A 17811-nucleotide genomic window follows, 5' to 3' on the forward strand; every position below is an offset into this window, starting at 1 on the left:
CGATCGGGGCGGCCGTCCGATATCTTACATCCGAGGTCGTGAGCGCGAGGCGCATGCGCAGCGTCAGTCGATCGAGCGCTGCACCGCCTTCACCGGCAGCATCAGCAGCAGCCCGGCGAGCAGCACGAGCGCGATGCCGATGATCCCGTACCGGGTGTCGCCCGTGGCCGACACGAACAGCGTGAAGAGCCCCGGCGCGAGGAAGCTCACGGCCCGCCCCGTCGTCGCGTACAGCCCGAAGATCTCGCCCTCGCGCCCGGGCGGCGTGACCCGCGCGAGGAAGGAGCGGCTCGACGACTGGATGGGCCCGACGAAGAGCGCGAGCGCCAGCCCGAGCACCCAGAAGAGGGGGGCGGTCGTCCCGATCGCGAGCACCCCGAACGCCGCGAGCACGAGGCCAGCGAGCGACCCGACGATGATCGCCTTGGCTCCCAGCCGGTCGTCGAGCCAGCCGCCGACGAAGGTGCCGATGCCCGCGACGAGGTTCGCCCCCACGGCGAAGTAGATGACCTCGCTCGGCGAGAAGCCGAACACCTGCGCCGCGATGATCGCACCGAAGGTGAACACCGCCGCGAGCCCGTCGCGGAACACGGCGCTGGCGACCAGGAACATCAGCACCTGCCGGTTCGTGCGCCAGAGCTTCGCGATCGTCGCGCCGAGCACCCGGTACGAGCCGATCAGCCCCACGCGCGGGCCGGAGTCGCGGGTCGAGACCGGGGGCTCGGGCACGGCCACCAGCACGGGCACCGCGAAGACCGCGAACCAGAAGGCGGCGACGACGATCGAGAGACGGACGTCCCACGCGCCTCCCTCGGTGCCGGTCGGGACGCCGAACAGCCCGCCGCGGCCGTCCACGCCGAAGCTCTGCAGGAAGGCGACGAGCAGGAGGACGAGCAGCACGATGCCGCCGACGTAGCCGAGCCCCCAGCCGAAGCCGGAGACCTTGCCGATCGTCTCGCGCGTGGAGACCTGCACGAGCATCGCGTTGTAGCTGACGCTCGCGAACTCGAAGAAGATGTTGCCCGCGGCCAGCAGGGCGGCGCCGGCGACGAGGTAGGCGGGGGCCGGGGCCACGAAGACCATCGCCGCCATGGCGACCACCACGAGCGCGGTGTTGACGCCGAGCCAGAGCTTCCGCTTGCCCGAGCCGTCGCTGCGCTGCCCGAGCACCGGCGCGAGCAGCGCGATCAGCACGCCCGCGATCGTCAGCGCCGTCGAGATCACCGTCGCGTTGTCGGCCTTCGCGAGCACGAGGCCGGGGTTCCGGGCGTCGTCGCCCGCGGCGGCCACGATCGACGGGTCGACGAAGGCGCCGCTCGCGAGGTAGGTGCTGAAGACGAACGAGGTGACGACCGCGTTGAACGCGGCCGAGCCCCAGTCCCAGAGGGCCCACGAGACGACCCGGCGACGGGGGATCGCGGGGGTGGCGGCGAGCGGCGGCGCGGCGGTCATGGGGGTCAACCTAGTGGGCACGGGTGTCCGGCGATCTCGTGACCGGCACCGCGCCTCCTCGTCCCCCGTCCCGGCGTCATCTTGAGTCATGCACGCTCAACTCTCAGCTGGCTGGCTTGACCTCGCGACGAGCGTGAGTAAAGTTGAGCCTGGCCGACTCAAGGGTCGGCCCCCTGACTTCCCCGCAAGACCCGCACCACGAAGGAGAACAGCACATGGCCCGTGCAGTAGGAATCGACCTCGGAACCACCAACTCGGTCGTCAGCGTCCTCGAGGGCGGCGAGCCCACCGTCATCGCGAACGCCGAGGGCCTCCGCACGACCCCCTCGGTCGTCGCCTTCACGAAAGACGGAGAAGTGCTCGTCGGCGAGACCGCGAAGCGCCAGAACGTCACCAACGTCGACCGCACCATCGCGTCGGTCAAGCGCCACGTCGGCACCGACTGGACGGTCGAGATCGACGACAAGAAGTACACCCCTCAAGAGATCTCGGCTCGCATCCTCGGCAAGCTGAAGCGCGACGCCGAGCAGTACCTCGGTGAGGACGTCACCGACGCGGTCATCACCGTGCCCGCGTACTTCAACGACTCCGAGCGCCAGGCGACGAAGGAGGCCGGCGAGATCGCGGGCCTCAACGTGCTCCGCATCATCAACGAGCCCACCGCCGCGGCCCTCGCCTACGGCCTCGACAAGGGCAAGGAGGACGAGCTCATCCTCGTCTTCGACCTCGGCGGCGGCACCTTCGACGTCTCCCTCCTCGAGGTGGGCAAGGACGACGACTTCTCCACCATCCAGGTGCGCAGCACCTCGGGCGACAACCGCCTAGGCGGCGACGACTGGGACAACCGGATCGTCGAGCACCTGATCGAGAAGTTCAAGAGCCAGAACGGCGTCGACCTCTCGACCGACAAGATCGCGAAGCAGCGCCTGAAGGAGGCGGCGGAGCAGGCCAAGAAGGAGCTCTCGTCGAGCACCTCGACCAGCATCCAGCTGCCCTACCTGACGCTCACCGCCGACGGCCCCCTCAACCTCGACGAGACCATCTCCCGCTCGCAGTTCGAGCAGTGGACGAGCGACCTCCTCGAGCGCACCAAGAAGCCCTTCAACGACGTCATCAAGGAGGCGGGGGTCGCGGTCTCCGACATCGCGCACGTCGTGCTCGTCGGCGGCTCCACCCGCATGCCCGCCGTCAGCGAGGTCGTCAAGCAGCTGACCGGCGGCCAGGAGCCCAACAAGGGCGTCAACCCGGACGAGGTCGTCGCCGTCGGCGCGGCCCTCCAGGCCGGCGTGCTGAAGGGCGAGCGCAAGGACGTCCTGCTGATCGACGTCACCCCGCTGAGCCTCGGCATCGAGACCAAGGGCGGCGCGATGACCAAGCTCATCGAGCGCAACACGGCCATCCCGACCAAGCGCAGCGAGACCTTCACCACGGCCGACGACAATCAGCCGTCCGTCGCGATCCAGGTCTTCCAGGGCGAGCGTGAGTTCACCCGCGACAACAAGAACCTCGGCACCTTCGAGCTGACCGGCATCGCGCCGGCCCCCCGCGGCGTCCCGCAGATCGAGGTCACCTTCGACATCGACGCCAACGGCATCGTCCACGTCTCCGCGAAGGACAAGGGGACGGGCAAGGAGCAGTCGATGGTCATCTCCGGCGGCTCGTCGCTGTCGAAGGACGACATCGAGCGCATGGTCCGCGAGGCGGAGGAGCACGCTGCAGAAGACAAGGCGCGTCGCGAGGCCAACGAGGTCCGCAACAACGCCGAGCAGCTCGTCTACTCGATCGAGAAGCTGATCAAGGAGAACGACGAGAAGCTGCCCGCCGACGTCAAGTCCGAGGTCCAGGCCGACGTCGACGCGCTGAAGACCGCCCTCGCCGGCGACGACGACTCGGCGATCAAGCCCGCGTTCGACAAGCTGAACGAGAGCCAGTCGAAGCTCGGCCAGGCGATCTACTCGCAGGGCCAGGCCGACGAGGCCGCCGCCGGCGCCGCCGGCGCCGAGGGCGCACCCGCCGACGGCCAGGCCTCCGGTGACGACGAGGACATCGTCGACGCCGAGGTCGTGGACGACGACGAGAACGACAAGAAGTAGGTCGACCGATGACTGACGAGCAGAACCGCGCTCCCGACGAGGAGCCCGTCCGCCCCGAGGCCAGCGCGGGGGTGCCGTCGGAGGACGGCGGCACCGCCGCGGTCGACGGCGCCGACGACCTGGTCGAGGCCGAGGCCCCCGACGTCGAGGTGCCCGCGGGCGCCGAGGCGCCGGAGGGCGCGGCCGCCGCGGCCGAGCAGATGGCCGCCGAGGGCGCCGCCGGGGCCGAGCCCCTCAGCGCCGACGACGAGGCCATCCTCGACCAGGCCAGCACCGACCTCGTCGCCGACATGCGGCAGGACATGCTGCGGGCCCAGGCCGAGCTGGTCAACTTCCGCAAGCGCGTCGAGCGCGACCGTGAGGCGAACCGCGAGGCCGTCGTCGCCGAGGTCATCCGCTCGCTGCTGCCCGCGCTCGACGACCTCGTCCGCGCCGAGAAGCACGGCGACCTCGCCGAGGGCCCGATGACGGTCATCGCGCAGAAGATCCGCGGGGGGCTCGACAAGTTCGGCCTCACGCAGGTCGGCGCGGCGGGCGAGGTCTTCGACCCGACGATGCACGACGCGCTCGTGCAGCTGCCGAACCCCGACGTGACGGTCAACACCGTCGCCGACGTGATCGAGCCGGGCTACAAGATCGGCGACCGGGTCATCCGGGCCGCCAAGGTGGCCGTCCACACCCCGCAGTAGCCCTGCACCTCCACGGCGCGAGCCGTGACCGCGACGCGAGTCGCGACGGGCGGTGGGCTCCTCGACGAGGGGCCCACCGCCTCCCCCGTTCTTTCCTCCGGTGGCCGTGCCACCGGACACACGCAAGAGAGGAGGTGCCCGATGGCGAGTCAGGACTGGTTCGACAAGGACTTCTACGCGATCCTCGGCGTCTCCAAGGACGTCACCCCGGCCGAGCTCAAGAAGGTCTACCGGAAGCTGGCGCGGAAGTACCACCCCGACAGCAACCCGGGCGACGCCGCGGCCGAGGCGAAGTTCAAGGAGATCAGCGAGGCGAACTCGGTGCTCTCCGACCCGGAGCAGCGCAAGGAGTACGACCAGGTCAGGGCCATGGGCTCGGGCGCGCGCTTCACCGCGGGCAGCGGCGGCCCCGGAGGCGGTGGCGGCGGCTTCGAGGACGTCTTCGGCGGCATGTCCGGAGGCGGTGGCCAGCGCCCGCAGTTCCGTCAGGGCGGCGGCGGTGGCGGCGGCTTCGAGGACATCTTCGGCGGCATGTTCGGCGGCAGCGGCGGCGGGTTCGGCCAGACGAGCGGCGGCTACCGCGGCTTCGGCGGCCCGCAGAAGGGCCGCGACATGACGGCCACGACGACGCTCGACTTCCAGACCGCCGTCGTCGGCGAGACCATCTCGCTGCAGGCGTCGAACGGCAAGCCGATGAAGGTGCGCATCCCCGCCGGCGTGCACGACGGCCAGAAGATCCGGCTCCGCGGTCGCGGGGAGTCCAGCCCCGACGGCGGCGAGCCCGGCGACATGGTGCTCACCATCGCCGTGCGCCCGCACCCGGTGTTCGAGCTCGACGGTGCGAACCTGCGCCTCGACGTGCCCGTCACCTTCACGGAGGCCGCGCTCGGCGCGACCATCGAGGTGCCGACGCTCGGCGGCGAGCCCGTGCGGCTGCGCGTCGCGCCCGGCACGCCGTCCGGTCGCGTGCTGCGCGTCAAGGGGCGCGGCGTCTCGACGAAGACCGGCACCGGCGACCTGCTAGCCACCGTGCAGGTGGCCGTGCCGAGCCACCTCAGCGACGCGGCCCGCGAGGCCGTCGAGGCGCTGGCGGCGGCGCTGCCGGCCGAGAACCCGCGCGACGACCTGATCGCGCGGGCCCGGGGCTAGCCTCGGCAGCACCAGGCCCGGCACCAGCAGGGCCAGCAGCACCGGCACCAGCAGCAGGCCCGGCACCAGCAGGCCCGGCACCAGCACCACGAGCAGGAGGGGACGACGATGGCGAGACAGGACGCGGGGCAGTGGCCCCTCGACGAGCACTCGCCCGTCTTCGCGATCGCGATGGCGGCCGAGCTCGCGGGCATGCACGCCCAGACGCTGCGGCAGTACGACCGTCTCGGGCTCGTGGTGCCGCAGCGCACGGCCGGCAAGTCGCGGCGCTACTCGATGCGCGACGTCGTGCAGCTGCGCGAGATCGCGAGGCTCGGCGGCGAGGGAGTCTCGCTCGAGGGCGTCAAGCGCATCCTCGAGCTCGAGAACCAGGTGACGGCGCTGCAATCGCGGGTCCGTGAGCTCGAGCGGGCGCTGGCCGACGAGCTGGTCACCCGGCCGGGGGCGCGCGTGTTCGCGGCGGGCGAGAGCGGCGTCGTGCCGCTCCGCCACGGCACGCGCCCCACGCGGCAGACCTCGGTCGTCGTCTGGCGGCCCCTGCAGTAGCCCCGTGCCCGTGCCCGTGAGGTGGGCGCGGTGCGGCGGGTCCCCGTCCCTCTGGGCGGGTCAGCGCTCACCCGCCCACGAGGACGGGAACCCGCCGCACCCGCTAGTCCCCCGTCGGCGTGGCGAGTGGTCACGAACTGCTCGTCCCGCATCGCTGAGCAGCCGTTCGTGACCACTCGGCGTGGCCGGTAGCCTCGTCCGGTGATCGACTTCGAGCAGCTCCGCCGGTGGCCCGACGTCGAGGCCCCCGAGCTGGTCGCGCACGACGCGACCGACCGCCTCCTCCTCGACACCGCGCAGGAGGCGCTGGTCGCCCACCCGGAGCACGTCACGATCATCGGCGACCGCTACGGAGCCCTCACCCTCGGAGCCGCCGCCCTGATCGGCCCGCACGAGCTCCGCGTGCACCAGGACGCCCTCTCGGGCGAGCTGGCCCTCGCCGCGAACGCCGCCGCGCTCGGCAGCGACGCCGCTTGGCGGTCGCTGCCCCTCGACGCCTCGCTCGTCGAGGGGGCGCGGGTCGTCGTGCTCCAGCTGCCCCGCGGCCTCGACGCGCTCGACGAGATCGCCGAGCTGGTCGCCGCGCACGCGCACCCCGAGGTGCAGGTCTTCGCGGGCGGTCGCGTCAAGCACATGACGACCGCGATGAACGACGTGCTGCGTCGCCACTTCGGCGAGGTCAGGGCGGGGCTCGCACGGCAGAAGTCGCGGGTGCTGACGGCCTCGGCCCCGCGGCCGGCCGCGTCGCCGAGCTGGCCGCGCTCCTCCCGCGAGGGCGACCTCGTCGTCGTCGCGCACGGCGCCGCCTTCGCGGGGGCGTCGATCGACGTCGGCACCCGAGGGCTGCTGGAGGCGCTGGCCGTCGGGGCGCCCGAGGCGTCGCACGTGGTCGATCTCGGGTGCGGAACGGGCGTGCTCGCCGCCTCCTGGGCGCTCGCGCACCCCGAGGCACACGTCGTCGCGACCGACCAGTCGGCGGCCGCCGTGGCGTCGGCGCGCGCGACGGCCGACGCGACCGGCGTCGGTGACCGGGTGGAGTCGCGGCGTGACGACGCAGGAGCCTCCCTGCCCGCAGGCTCCGCCGGCCTGGTGCTGCTCAACCCGCCGTTCCACGTCGGCGCCACCGTGCACGCCGGCCTCGCGCACAAGCTCTTCGCCGCGGCCGCGCGTCTGCTCGAGCCGGGCGGGGAGCTCTGGTGCGTCTGGAACTCGCACCTCGGCTACCGCAGCGCGCTCGAGCGCACCGTCGGGCCGACGCGTCAGGTCTCGCGCGGGCCGAAGTTCACCGTGACGGTGTCCACCCGCCGCTGAGCCTGCTTCTTCTCGTCCTGCTTCTCTCGTCAGTTGCCGTCTTGGGTGGCCTCTGAACGCCCGTGAGCCCCCCGAAGTGGCAACTGACGCGAGGCGGCAGTGATTGAAGTGACTCTTCCTGGGCCCTGCTCGGGGCGGAGGGCCCAGGAAGAGTCACCTCGATGGCACCGAGGTGATCCGTGCTGCGATCAGTTCGCCGCGTCGCCGTCGCCGTCGAGCTCGGCGTCGGGGCCGCGGAGGCCGTCGGTGCTGGGCTCATCGGCCTCCTCAGAGTCGTCGAGGCGGAGCGACGCGTCGACGTAGGCGAGGAGCGCGTGGGCGTAGGCCGTCTCGGGGTCGGCGGCGACGTGCACGGAGTCGGGCCCGGTGGCCGCAGCGCCGTCGAGGGCGACGGTGACGCGGTAGGCGAGGGGCTCGCCGTCGACGAGCACGCGCGTGAGCGAGACGAAGGTGCTGCCGAGCAGCTCGCGGAGCTGGTCTTCGCGGGGCAGCCAGAGGGCGTCGTCGGCGGCGACGGAGTCGAGGGCCCACTCGGTCGTGCCGTTGAACCCGAGCACGGTGCCGGTGGGGTGCTCGTGGGCCTCGATGGTCATGTCGCTGAGGGTGAAGACGTCACCGACTCCGTCACCCTCGTCGCTGTCGACGAGCCGCTCGACGACGAAGCGGTCGCCGGGGGAGGGGCGCCAGCGGAGCCCGGCGTCTCGGAGGCGGCGGGCGAGGTCGACGTCGATCATGCGCTCATCCTGCCCCGCCCGTCTGGCAGCGAGCGACGAACCGCCCCGCCCGCCGCACCCGCGCAGGCGGGGCGGTGACCAGGGCGGTCGCCTGGTGCTGGTGGATCGGTGGATCGGTGGTGCTGTGGTGCTGTGGTGCTGTGGTGCTGATGTCGCCGGTCGACTACTCGCGGATGGCGGAGGGGTCGATGGAGGCGACGCGGCCGATGGTGCTGCCGGTGGCGCGGAAGTCACCGATGGAGCTGGTGCCCTCGTAGGTGTAGTCGAGCTGGCGGTTGCCGGCCGACGCGGTGCGCGAGGTGAACACCTCGACGAGGTAGCGCAGCTGCTGCTCGGCCGGGATGGCTCGGGCGGGCAGCTGGTAGGTGATCTTCGTGCCGTTCTCGCTGATGACGCCGCCGGTCAGGTCGAGCGACGCGTCGCTCTCCCAGCCGCCGGCGGTGCCGGTGCGGCGCTCGCCGAGGACGGTGAGGCCGTCCTGGAAGATCGTGTCCTTCGGGGCGGTGAAGGTCACGGTGCCGGTCGCGGCCTCGCGGGCCTCGTTGTTCTGGACGACGATCGGGATGATCGAGGTCGTGTTGCGCGGCAGGTTGACGCGGGTCTGCTGCACGCCGACGAGCGTGCCGCCCTCGACCGAGGTGAACTCGACCGTGGCCTCGTCGTGGACGGTGCCGCCGATCTCCTGGCTGACGGTGACCTCGAGGTCGCCGGTGCCCGTGAAGGGCGCGGTGATCTCGTAGCTGCCGTCGGGCCGGATCGTCTCGGTGACGTCACCGATAGTGACCTGCTGGCCGGGCGTGCCGCTGCCGGTGACGACGACGGTCTGGGCGATGTCGTTGCGCTGCGCGACCGTGGCCGTCAGGGGCCGGGGCGCCTTGGCGACCGTCGACGCTTCGGGAGCCGACGAGGTGTAGCTGGTCGGCGGCGTGAACACCGTGGTGATCGTGCCGTCGGCGGCGGGCTTGCCCGTCGAGACGACCGGGAAGGTGATGTCGCCGGCGGCGGCGTACTCGCGGTTCTCGGTCGAGGCGTTGGTGACCTTGACCTCGACGGTCTGGCGACCCTCGGAGTCGGTGGCGACGACGTGCTCGGTGGTCCAGCCGTCGACGGTCTCGGTGGCGGGCAGGTCGCCCGCCTCGAAGCCCTCGGGCAGCGTGGTGGTCCAGGAGAGCGACTCGCCCGGGCGGACGGTGGCACCGGTGGGGCTGGTGCCCGTCTGGGTGGTGATCGTGACGGTGCCCTCGGTGCCCTCGGTGAACCAGCCGTCGGCCTCCGACGTCACGGTGACGTCGTTCGCGCCGAGGCTGGTGGTGAGGGCGGCGACGACCGCGTCGAGCGTGACGGGGCCGCCGTAGTCCTCACCGGCGATGCTCTGCTGCACGACGAGCTGGTTCGAGCCGACCTGCAGGCCCTCGACGGTCATGCTCCAGTTGCCGTCGTCCTGGACGACGGCTTCCTGGTCACCGATGGTGATGGTGGCGCCGGGGGTGGCGGTGCCCGAGACGACGGCGGTCTTGGCGATCGGGTCGACCGAGACGACGCTCGCGACCGTGGGCTGCTCGTTGACCTCGATGGTGGTGGGAGTGCTGCCGACGGCGCGGAAGGGGTTGCCCGGCGTAGAGCCGGCGAAGACGTAGCCCATCGACGACGAGCCGGCGGCCGCGACCAGGGGCGTCTCGACGTCGAACAGGTAACGCCACTGCTGACCGGAGGAGTGGCTCCCTGAAGTCGGCCCGAGGTCGAAGGTCATCTGGGTGCGGTCCGCGTTGAGGACGCCACCCGTGAGGTTGACGTTGGCTGCCGGGTTCCAGGCTCCGGTGCTGCCGGGGCGCCACGACGCGGCGATGGTGGTCTGACCGGGGGCGAAGGTGGTGCCCGCAGGAGCGGTCACGGTGGTCGTGCCCGTGACAGCGCTGCGCGCCTCGTTCAGCTGCACGACGAACGGCACGGAGGTGGTCTCACCGCGCACCAGCTCGACGCCGGGCTGAGGCACCGGCACGATCGTGCCGCCCTCGACGATGGTCACCGTTATCGGGAACGAGTCCCCGGCCTGGACGCCGCCGATCTTCTGGATGACGGTGAGGGGGTTGGTGCCGTTCGTCAGACCGATGACGGTCACCGCGAACGCCCCTGTCGTGGCGTCAGCGTCGACCCACGAGTCGCCGATCTCCACGCGAGCTCCCGGCGTGGCCGTGCCGGAGATCACGGCAGTCCGGTCGAGGTGGTCGACGGACGTGACGGTCGCGGCGATCTGCGTGACGGGAGTGACGGGGGTCAGGTCGCCGACGGCCTGCCAGCCGGGAGATCCGAGCCCGATGCCCGCTTGGTTGATGCCGTAGGAGGTGCCCCCGCCGATCCGACCCAGGGGGCCGTTCGCGCCGAAGCCAGAGGCGTGCAGGGTGCCGTCAGAGCGAAGCGTGAACTGGGCACAATTCGACGATCCGGTCGTGGGGGCGAGGAAGCGCGTTCCGTTGGGCGTGTCGCCCGCGGGGCCTTCTCCGTCCGGATCATCCGAGGAGATGGCGAAGAACAAGCACCCCGCGGCGGAACTGAGCCTGAACGTGCCGTTGCTGTTCTGTGACGCAGACAGGTCGGACGCCGCGGCCTGGGCTGCTGTCAGGGACGAGTACTGCCCGAAGTTCATCCGGAGGCTCCTGTCAAGGACGAAGGCGTAGAACCGCGTCGCAGAGCTGCGGAGGATGAGCTTGTAGGTCGTCGACGCCGGGGAGAGCCGCGTGGCGGTGGAAGGCTGTCCCGACGCCCTCCCGGACCCGAGCTCTTCATCGGTCACACGGGGATCGCTGACGTCCTCCGTGCTGGCGGACGGGCCCGACGCCTGGGTCGGGAACGAGGGGGTCGTCGCCGGTGACGCCGAGAACGCCGTCGCCCCGAAGCTCAGGCCGGTGACGACCGTGGCCACGGTGAGCCCGGCCGCCCCGGCGGCTATCAGTTTCTTCTTCATGTAGTGAGTTCTTCCTGGTCGGGCGGCACCGACAGAGCTGGCCGCGATCCTGATATGTTACGCACCTCACTCGACATGTCCAAAGTGGCGGGCGAAGCGGGAGACGCGACCAGGTGAGGGCCGAGGGTGAAGGCTAGGTGTCGCCGGAGGGCCTCACCCGCGCGGCGCGAACCCCCTCAGCGGAGCGACGAGTTCGTCGCTCGTGCCGCGCTCCTGCACGAAGTCGATCGACCAGGTGAACGCCTGCAGGGTGCCGATCCGCCACGACCAGCTGCCGTCCGGGGTCACCCGTGCTCGACCGAGCTGCAGGCCCTTCGTGTTGAGCACGTCGATGAGCGCGCCGGGCTTGCCGGTGCCGCCGAACGTGTACGCCGTGTACACGGGGTAGCCCGCGGCGACCTCCGACGCCGACGGCGTCGTCAGTCGCGGAGCGTCGACGGCGGGGGCGAAGCCGCGCATCACAGTCGACGACGGGCGGTAGGTGCCCTCGTCCTGCACGAACGCCATCGACCAGAGGTACGAGCCCATGTCGGGGCGCGTCCACGACCAGGTGCCCTCGGGGCCGACCCGCGCCTCCCCCAGGCGGAAGCCGCTGAGGTTCGTCACGCCGACGAGCGCCCCAGGGCGACCGGTGCCGCGGAAGGTGAACGGGGCGTGGGGCACGTAGCCCCGGGCCAGCTGCGTCGCGTCGGGCGTCGTCACGGCGATCTGTGGGCCCTGCGCCGGCACGAAGCCGAGCAGCCGCGTCTCGCGCTCGCGGGGCGTGCCCGCGTCCTGCACGAAGACGAGGCTCCACTCGTACGTGCCCATGTTCGGTCGCGTCCACGACCAGGTGCCGTCGGGCAGCACCGACGTGCTGCCCAGCGGCAGTCCCTTCGTGTTGAGGACGGTCAGGGGGGCCAGTGGCCGGCCGGTGCCCCGGAACGTGTACGGCGCGTCCGCGGTGTAGCCGTCGGCGACGCGGGCCGGGGCGGTCAGCACGGGAGCGGCCGAGGGAGCGGGTTCCGTCACGGTGTAGGTCGCTCCCTGCACCTCGAACACGCCTCCGGTGCCTCCCGCCCCGACGGCCGACCAGGTCAGCTCCGAGTCGTCGGGCTCGGCGTCGAGAGGGGTCGCCACCGCCAGGTCGAAGCGCAGCTCGTCGCCGTCGGCGTGGCCCGCCGCGAAGCCGCTCGTGTCGAGCGCGAAGGAGGCGCGGGTCGCGCCGTCGCCGACGCTCCCGCCCCGCAGGTCGAGGCTCGCGTCGCGCCGCCACGTCTCGTCGCCGCCCGGCCGCCACCACCCCGCCGCCGTGCCGGCGGCCACGAAGGTCGAGCCGGCCGGGGCCTCGAGGGTCACCGTCCCCACGAGGGAGGGTCGCGCCGCGTCGACGCGGAGGGCGATCGGGACGGCGGCGGTCGTGCCCGCGTCGAGCTGGACGGGGTCGAGCAGCACCGGCGACAGCCCGCCCTCGGCGATCGTCGCGTCGGGGACGACCGTCGGAGTGGGGGCGGTCGACGGGGCCGTCGTCGGCGCGACGGCCGACGGTGTCGGGGTCACGCTCGGCGTCGCCGACGGGTCGGGTGTCGGCGACGCGCCGGCGGACGTCAGCGGGGCCGCGACGAGGCCGAGGGCGAGGGCTCCGCCGAGGGCGGCGGAGCGGAGGGGGCGGGGGAGTCTGGTCATCGACGTCGTTCCTCGGAGTGGGGCTGTGGGGGACGAGACGACCCTGGCGCAGATGCCGACCCGAGTCAATGAGAGATGTGACATGTCGAGAGTCGCCTGGTGCCCTCGAGCTTGTGCAGGGAGCTTGCGCACCCACCGTCCGTGCGTAGACTTGAGTCGGTTCAACTCAAGTTCGGGCAGCGCGCCCGACCGAGACGTTCTGAGAGAGGCACCACCCATGGCGAACATGCAGGGCGCTCCGGCTTCCGACGAGAAGCAGAAGTCGGCGCTCGACCAGTACGGCGTCGACCTGACCGCGATCGCCCGGAGCGGCAAGCTGGACCCGGTCATCGGTCGCGACAGCGAGATCCGCCGCGTCAGCCAGGTGCTGACGCGGCGTACCAAGAACAACCCCGTCTTGATCGGCGAGCCCGGCGTCGGCAAGACCGCCGTCGTCGAGGGGCTCGCCCAGCGCATCGTCGCGGGCGACGTCTCCGACAGCCTGAAGGACAAGCGGCTGGTCAGCCTCGACCTCGCCGCCCTCGTCGCCGGCGCGAAGTACCGCGGCGAGTTCGAGGAGCGGCTCAAGGCCGTGCTGAAGGAGATCGCCGAGAGCGACGGCCAGGTGATCACCTTCATCGACGAGCTGCACACCCTGATGGGCGCGGGCGGCGGCGACGGCAGCGTCGCGGCGGCGAACATGCTCAAGCCGATGCTCGCCCGTGGTGAGCTGCGCATGATCGGCGCGACGACCCTGGACGAGTACCGCCAGTACATCGAGAAGGACGCCGCGCTCGAGCGCCGCTTCCAGCAGGTCTACGTCGGCGAGCCCAGCGTCGAGGACACGGTCGCCATCCTCCGCGGCCTCAAGGAGCGCTACGAGGCGCACCACGGCGTCACGATCACCGACGGTGCCCTCGTGGCGGCCGCCTCCCTCTCGGCTCGCTACATCCCCTCCCGTCAGCTGCCCGACAAGGCGATCGACCTGGTCGACGAGGCTGGCTCGCGCCTCAAGATGGAGATCGACTCGTCACCCGTCGAGCTCGACCAGCTCTACCGCGGCCTCGTGCGCCTCCAGGTCGAGGAGCTCGCGCTCGCGAAGGAGAAGGACGACGCCTCGCGCGCCCGCCTCGCCGCCCTGCGCGAGCAGATCACCGAGCAGAAGGCCCGCTACGACGCGCTGAACGCCCGCTGGCAGGCCGAGAAGGCCGCGCTGCAGGGCGTCGGCACGCTCCGCAGCGACCTCAACGAGGCCCGCATCGACCTCGACCGAGCCATGCGCGAGGGGCGCTACGCCGACGCGTCCAAGATCAACTACGAGACCATCCCCGACATCGAGAAGCGCCTCGCCGACGCCGAGTCGTTCGAGGAGTCGGGCGAGCGGCTCGTCAACGACAGCGTCACCGACGCCGACATCGCCGAGGTCGTCGCAGCGTGGACCGGCATCCCGGTGGGGCGCCTCCTCAGCGGCGAGACCGAGAAGCTGCTGCACCTCGAGAGCGAGCTCGGTCGCCGCATCATCGGCCAGCGCGCGGCTGTCCAGGCCGTCTCCGAGGCGGTGCGCCGCACGCGTGCCGGCATCAGCGACCCCGACCGGCCGACCGGCTCCTTCCTCTTCCTCGGCCCGACCGGCGTCGGCAAGACCGAGCTCGCGAAGGCGCTCGCCGACTTCCTCTTCGACGACGAGAAGGCCCTCGTGCGCATCGACATGAGCGAGTACGGCGAGAAGCACAGCGTCTCGCGGCTCGTCGGCGCCCCTCCCGGCTACGTCGGGTACGAGGCGGGCGGCCAGCTGACGGAGGCGGTGCGACGTCGGCCGTACAGCGTCGTGCTCATGGACGAGGTCGAGAAGGCCCACCCCGAGGTGTTCGACGTGCTGCTGCAGGTGCTCGACGACGGGCGCCTCACCGACGGCCAGGGCCGCACCGTGGACTTCCGCAACACGATCCTCGTGCTCACGTCGAACCTCGGCTCGCAGGTGATCACCGACCCTCGCCTCAGCGACCCCGAGAAGGAGGAGCTCGTGCAGGGCCTCGTGCGGCAGGCCTTCAAGCCCGAGTTCGTCAACCGGCTCGACGACATCGTCGTGTTCTCGACGCTGACCGCGGGCGACCTGGGGCAGATCGTGTCGCTGTACGTCGACCGCCTCGGTCGACGCCTGACCGATCGTCGGCTGCAGCTCGCCGTCACGCCCGACGCGCGGGCCTGGCTCGCCGAGCGCGGCTTCGATCCGATCTACGGCGCCCGGCCGCTCCGCCGCCTGATGCAGCGTCAGATCGACGACCAGCTCGCGATGGCCCTGATCGGCGGACGGATCGTCGACGGCGACACCGTGCTCGTCGACGTCGAGCCGGGCGCCGAGTCGCTCAGCGTGTCGCGCTCGGAGGTCGGCGAACCGACCGCCGAGTCGCTCGACGACCTGCCCTAGCGGGCAGCCGCCGCTGGTGGGCGGGCGAGTGCGACCTTCTCGGGCGGGCGTGGCCGCCCGGCCGCGGCGAACTCGCCCGTCGAGCCGCGCACGGGGCCGCTCGCGGTGTGCGCGGGCGGCCCGCTACGCAGTGTCAGCGGAGCGTGCCGCCGCCACGAACTGCCGGATCAGCGCGACGCTCTTCACCCCGCTCGACGACTCCACCCCCGAGCTGACGTCCACGCCCGCGGGCCGCAGCTCGGCCACCCGGGCTGCGACGTTCTCGGGATCGAGCCCTCCGGCGAGCAGCCACTCGCGGTGGGGCGGGGCGTCGAGCAGCGGCTGGCCGTCGAAGACGGCGCCGGCACCGGGGGTGACCGCGTCGATCAGCAGCAGGTCTTCTCGGAAGGCGACCCGCGCCTCCTCGGGCTCGGCCGCGTAGGTCGCGACGTCGACCGCCCGCACCACCCGGAGCCCGGCGGCGTGCGCGGCCGCGACGTCGGCCGGCGACTCGTCGCCGTGCAGCTGGACGGTGGAGAGGCCGGAGGCGCGGGCCAGCTCGATCACCCGCTCGACGCCCTGGCCCCGGAACACCCCGACCGCCTCGACGTGCTCCGGCACCCGGGCCGCCAGCTCGCGGACGGTCGCGGCGTCGACGGTGCGGGGGCTGCCCTCGGCCAGCACGAAGCCGACCGCGTCGGCCCTCGCCTCGACGGCGGCGTCGACCGTCTCGGGGGTGGAGAGACCGCAGATCTTGACCCAGGTGCGCATGCCCCCAGTCTGCCCTCCGCTCGGCGGAGACTCCGTGGTCACCTGTCAGCTGGTCCCGCCGCCGCCGCCGCCGCGCCGACGCCGCGCCGCCCTGCCGCTCGCCCGGTCAGGCGCGCGGAGCGAACGCGTCCACGGTCGCCGACTCCGACCCGGGGCGACCCTCGTCGCGGATGAACGTCAGGTACCAGACGGTGTAGCCCATGTTCGTCCTCGTCCACGACCAGGTGCCGGCCGAGGTGGCCTCCGCCTCGCCGAGCCGGAGGCCGTTGCGGTTGCGCACCGTGATCGTCGACAGCGGCGTCGCCGTGCCGCGGAACGTGAACGGCTGCGCCGGCACGTACCCCTGCAGGAGCTCGGCCTGCGTGGGGTTCGTCACGGTGACGGTGCCCGTCTGCGGCCCGAAGTCGCGCACCTCGGCCGACTGCTCGGCGGGCAGTCCCGCGTCGGCGACGAACCGGAGCGCCCAGACGGTCGTGCCCATGTTCGTGCGGGTCCAGCTCCAGGTGCCGCCCGCCGTCGCCTGCACGCTGCCGAGTCGCAGCCCCCGGAGGTTCCGCACCTCGACCGTCGCCCGTGGACGGCTCGTGCCCGTGAACGTGTAGGGCGCCCCGACGACGTACCCGACCCGGGGGTCGGCGGGCTGCGTCACGACGACGGGCACGACGGGCGCGGGGGGCGGCACCGCCGGACCGAAGCCCGTCAGCCGCCACTCCGACTGCCGGGGCTCGCCGAGGTCCTGGTAGAAGACCATGCTCCAGACGTAGCTGCCCATCAGGGTCCGCGTCCACTCCCAGGAGCCGCCCGGCCCGACCTCGGCGGTGCCCAGGCGCAGGCCCTTGCTGTTCTCGATGGTCACCGGGGCGCCGGGTCGCCCGGTGCCGCGGAAGGTGAAGGGGCGGCCGAGCTCGTAGCCGGCCGCGATGCCGACGGCGTCGGGCGTGGTGAGCGTGATCGGCGCCGAGGAGGCGTCGTCGACGATGCGCACCGGTGCCGTGCCCGTCGCCTGGAACGCCCCCTGGCCCGAGGTGCCCCGGTAGCGGTAGCCGAGCGCGAGGTCGGCGCCGTCGGCCGCGTCGGCCGGCGTCGCCACCGGCACGGTGTAGCGGTACTGCTCGCCGCCCCCGTGCGGGCCGGAGGCGCGGGTGCCGACGAGCGTGCGGCCCGCGTCGCTGATCGCCACGGCCTGCAGGCTCATCTGCGGGGCCGGCCGCCAGTCGCCCGAGCTGCCCGGCCGCCAGGTCGTCTCGACCGTCGCGTCGACGGGGAAGGTGGTGCCCGCGGGGGCCGTGAGGCGCACGCTCACCTCGTAGCTGGTGCGCGGCTCGGAGTTGGCGACGACGAACGACACGTCGGTGCTCCGGCCCCGGACGAGGTCGGTGCTCGCCACGGTGACGGGGGTGACGGTGCCGAAGTCGGGCCCGTCGTCGACGACGGTGATCGGGGCGGCGGCGTCGAGCGCGTACGCGTAGCTCACGCCCGTGCTGCGGAACGAGAAGCCGATCTCGCGGTCGCCCAGCGCCGAGCCCTCGGCCACGAGCACCGGCGCCCACTTGAGCGCGAGCCCGACGGGGATCGCGCCCGCGTCGCCCGGGAAGCGGTAGGCGTAGCTCCGGCCGTCGGCCGAGCGCGCCCCCTCGACGAGGTCCCACCCGGTGGGCACGGGCTCCCAGCCCGCCCGGCCCTCGAGGCGCTGCTGGGCGGGCAGCCGGGCCTGGCCGGGCGCGAAGGTCGTGCCCGCCGGCGCGGTGAAGGTCAGGGCGCCGGCCGCGTCGCCGCCGCCCGCGTGCCCGAAGCGGACGCCGACCTCGACCGGCGTCGGCTGCTGCACGGGGATGCGCGGCCGCCCGAGGTCGATGCGCGTCAGCTCCGCGATCGTGATGGACAGGGTCGGGTCGGCCGCCGCGGGCTCGGCCGCGGACGCCGGGGCGGCGGCCGGGACGGCGAGTGCGCCGGCCGCCAGCGTGAGGGCCGCGAGCATCGCCGTGGCGGCGCGTCGGAGGGTCGTGATCATGCCGTGGTGCCTCTCGTCTCGCGCCCCCGGGTCGGGAGCGAC

The 17811-nt window shown here is 72.5% G+C and carries 12 protein-coding genes; 6 read left to right on the forward strand and 6 right to left on the reverse strand.

What is annotated here, in order from left to right; translation table 11 throughout:
* Window positions 1-63 precede the first annotated feature (63 nt).
* A complete protein-coding gene (locus FHR77_RS14835; RefSeq protein WP_167261574.1) occupies window positions 64-1452 on the reverse strand; it encodes an MFS transporter in 1389 nt (462 codons plus the stop codon).
* Between the two features lie 215 nt (window positions 1453-1667).
* Here FHR77_RS14835 and dnaK point away from each other — a divergent pair, with 215 nt between their 5' ends.
* The 5 genes from dnaK to FHR77_RS14860 all read left to right on the forward strand — a co-directional run bounded on the left by dnaK (window position 1668) and on the right by FHR77_RS14860 (window position 7240).
* A complete protein-coding gene (dnaK, locus tag FHR77_RS14840; RefSeq protein ID WP_167261576.1) occupies window positions 1668-3545 on the forward strand; it encodes a molecular chaperone DnaK in 1878 nt (625 codons plus the stop codon).
* An 8-nt stretch (window positions 3546-3553) separates the two neighbouring features.
* Entirely contained in the window at window positions 3554-4234 is a 681-nt protein-coding gene (locus FHR77_RS14845) for a nucleotide exchange factor GrpE (protein WP_243861930.1), read from the forward strand.
* Between the two features lie 141 nt (window positions 4235-4375).
* Window positions 4376-5383 carry a DnaJ C-terminal domain-containing protein gene (locus tag FHR77_RS14850; RefSeq protein WP_167261579.1) on the forward strand — a complete coding sequence of 336 codons (1008 nt, stop codon included), beginning with the start codon at window positions 4376-4378 and terminating at the stop codon, window positions 5381-5383.
* Window positions 5384-5491: 108 nt separating this feature from the next.
* Window positions 5492-5929, forward strand: coding sequence for a heat shock protein transcriptional repressor HspR (locus FHR77_RS14855; protein ID WP_167261581.1), 438 nt, complete (start codon window positions 5492-5494; stop codon window positions 5927-5929).
* A gap of 201 nt (window positions 5930-6130) precedes the next feature.
* Entirely contained in the window at window positions 6131-7240 is a 1110-nt protein-coding gene (locus FHR77_RS14860; protein WP_167261583.1) for a methyltransferase, read from the forward strand.
* Window positions 7241-7428: 188 nt separating this feature from the next.
* On the opposite strand, the gene FHR77_RS14865 is transcribed toward FHR77_RS14860, so the two are convergent.
* From FHR77_RS14865 to FHR77_RS14875, 3 genes are all read right to left on the reverse strand, one after another.
* Complete coding sequence (locus FHR77_RS14865; RefSeq protein WP_341777406.1) at window positions 7429-7974, reverse strand: pilus assembly protein CpaE; 546 nt, start codon at window positions 7972-7974, stop codon at window positions 7429-7431.
* Window positions 7975-8137: 163 nt separating this feature from the next.
* Window positions 8138-10936 carry a hypothetical protein gene (locus tag FHR77_RS14870; protein ID WP_167261585.1) on the reverse strand — a complete coding sequence of 933 codons (2799 nt, stop codon included), beginning with the start codon at window positions 10934-10936 and terminating at the stop codon, window positions 8138-8140.
* A 153-nt stretch (window positions 10937-11089) separates the two neighbouring features.
* On the reverse strand, window positions 11090-12601 hold the full coding sequence (locus FHR77_RS14875) for a hypothetical protein (RefSeq protein WP_167261587.1): 1512 nt from the start codon (window positions 12599-12601) through the stop codon (window positions 11090-11092).
* Window positions 12602-12818: 217 nt separating this feature from the next.
* Here FHR77_RS14875 and FHR77_RS14880 point away from each other — a divergent pair, with 217 nt between their 5' ends.
* Window positions 12819-15008, forward strand: coding sequence for an ATP-dependent Clp protease ATP-binding subunit (locus FHR77_RS14880; protein ID WP_167261589.1), 2190 nt, complete (start codon window positions 12819-12821; stop codon window positions 15006-15008).
* 123 nt (window positions 15009-15131) lie between these two features.
* Here FHR77_RS14880 and FHR77_RS14885 read toward each other — a convergent pair whose 3' ends face one another.
* Together FHR77_RS14885 and FHR77_RS14890 are read right to left on the reverse strand one after the other, a co-directional pair.
* Window positions 15132-15758, reverse strand: coding sequence for a phosphoribosylanthranilate isomerase (locus FHR77_RS14885; protein WP_167261590.1), 627 nt, complete (start codon window positions 15756-15758; stop codon window positions 15132-15134).
* A gap of 106 nt (window positions 15759-15864) precedes the next feature.
* Window positions 15865-17769: a hypothetical protein gene (locus FHR77_RS14890; protein ID WP_167261591.1), complete on the reverse strand. Its 1905-nt coding sequence runs from the start codon at window positions 17767-17769 to the stop codon at window positions 15865-15867.
* Between the last annotated feature and the right edge of the window lie 42 nt (window positions 17770-17811).

The sequence above is a fragment of the Frigoribacterium endophyticum genome (assembly GCF_011759585.1).
Taxonomy (GTDB): domain Bacteria; phylum Actinomycetota; class Actinomycetes; order Actinomycetales; family Microbacteriaceae; genus Frigoribacterium; species Frigoribacterium endophyticum.

Bases quoted from the DNA above. Each gene is read 5' to 3' on its own strand.
- FHR77_RS14835 (WP_167261574.1), bottom strand. From the start codon at position 1,452: ATGACCGCCGCGCCGCCGCTCGCCGCCACCCCCGCGATCCCCCGTCGC.
- dnaK (WP_167261576.1), top strand. From the start codon at position 1,668: ATGGCCCGTGCAGTAGGAATCGACCTCGGAACCACCAACTCGGTCGTC.
- FHR77_RS14845 (WP_243861930.1), top strand. From the start codon at position 3,554: ATGACTGACGAGCAGAACCGCGCTCCCGACGAGGAGCCCGTCCGCCCC.
- FHR77_RS14850 (WP_167261579.1), top strand. From the start codon at position 4,376: ATGGCGAGTCAGGACTGGTTCGACAAGGACTTCTACGCGATCCTCGGC.
- FHR77_RS14855 (WP_167261581.1), top strand. From the start codon at position 5,492: ATGGCGAGACAGGACGCGGGGCAGTGGCCCCTCGACGAGCACTCGCCC.
- FHR77_RS14865 (WP_341777406.1), bottom strand. From the start codon at position 7,974: ATGATCGACGTCGACCTCGCCCGCCGCCTCCGAGACGCCGGGCTCCGC.
- FHR77_RS14870 (WP_167261585.1), bottom strand. From the start codon at position 10,936: ATGAAGAAGAAACTGATAGCCGCCGGGGCGGCCGGGCTCACCGTGGCC.
- FHR77_RS14875 (WP_167261587.1), bottom strand. From the start codon at position 12,601: ATGACCAGACTCCCCCGCCCCCTCCGCTCCGCCGCCCTCGGCGGAGCC.
- FHR77_RS14880 (WP_167261589.1), top strand. From the start codon at position 12,819: ATGGCGAACATGCAGGGCGCTCCGGCTTCCGACGAGAAGCAGAAGTCG.
- FHR77_RS14885 (WP_167261590.1), bottom strand. From the start codon at position 15,758: ATGCGCACCTGGGTCAAGATCTGCGGTCTCTCCACCCCCGAGACGGTC.
- FHR77_RS14890 (WP_167261591.1), bottom strand. From the start codon at position 17,769: ATGATCACGACCCTCCGACGCGCCGCCACGGCGATGCTCGCGGCCCTC.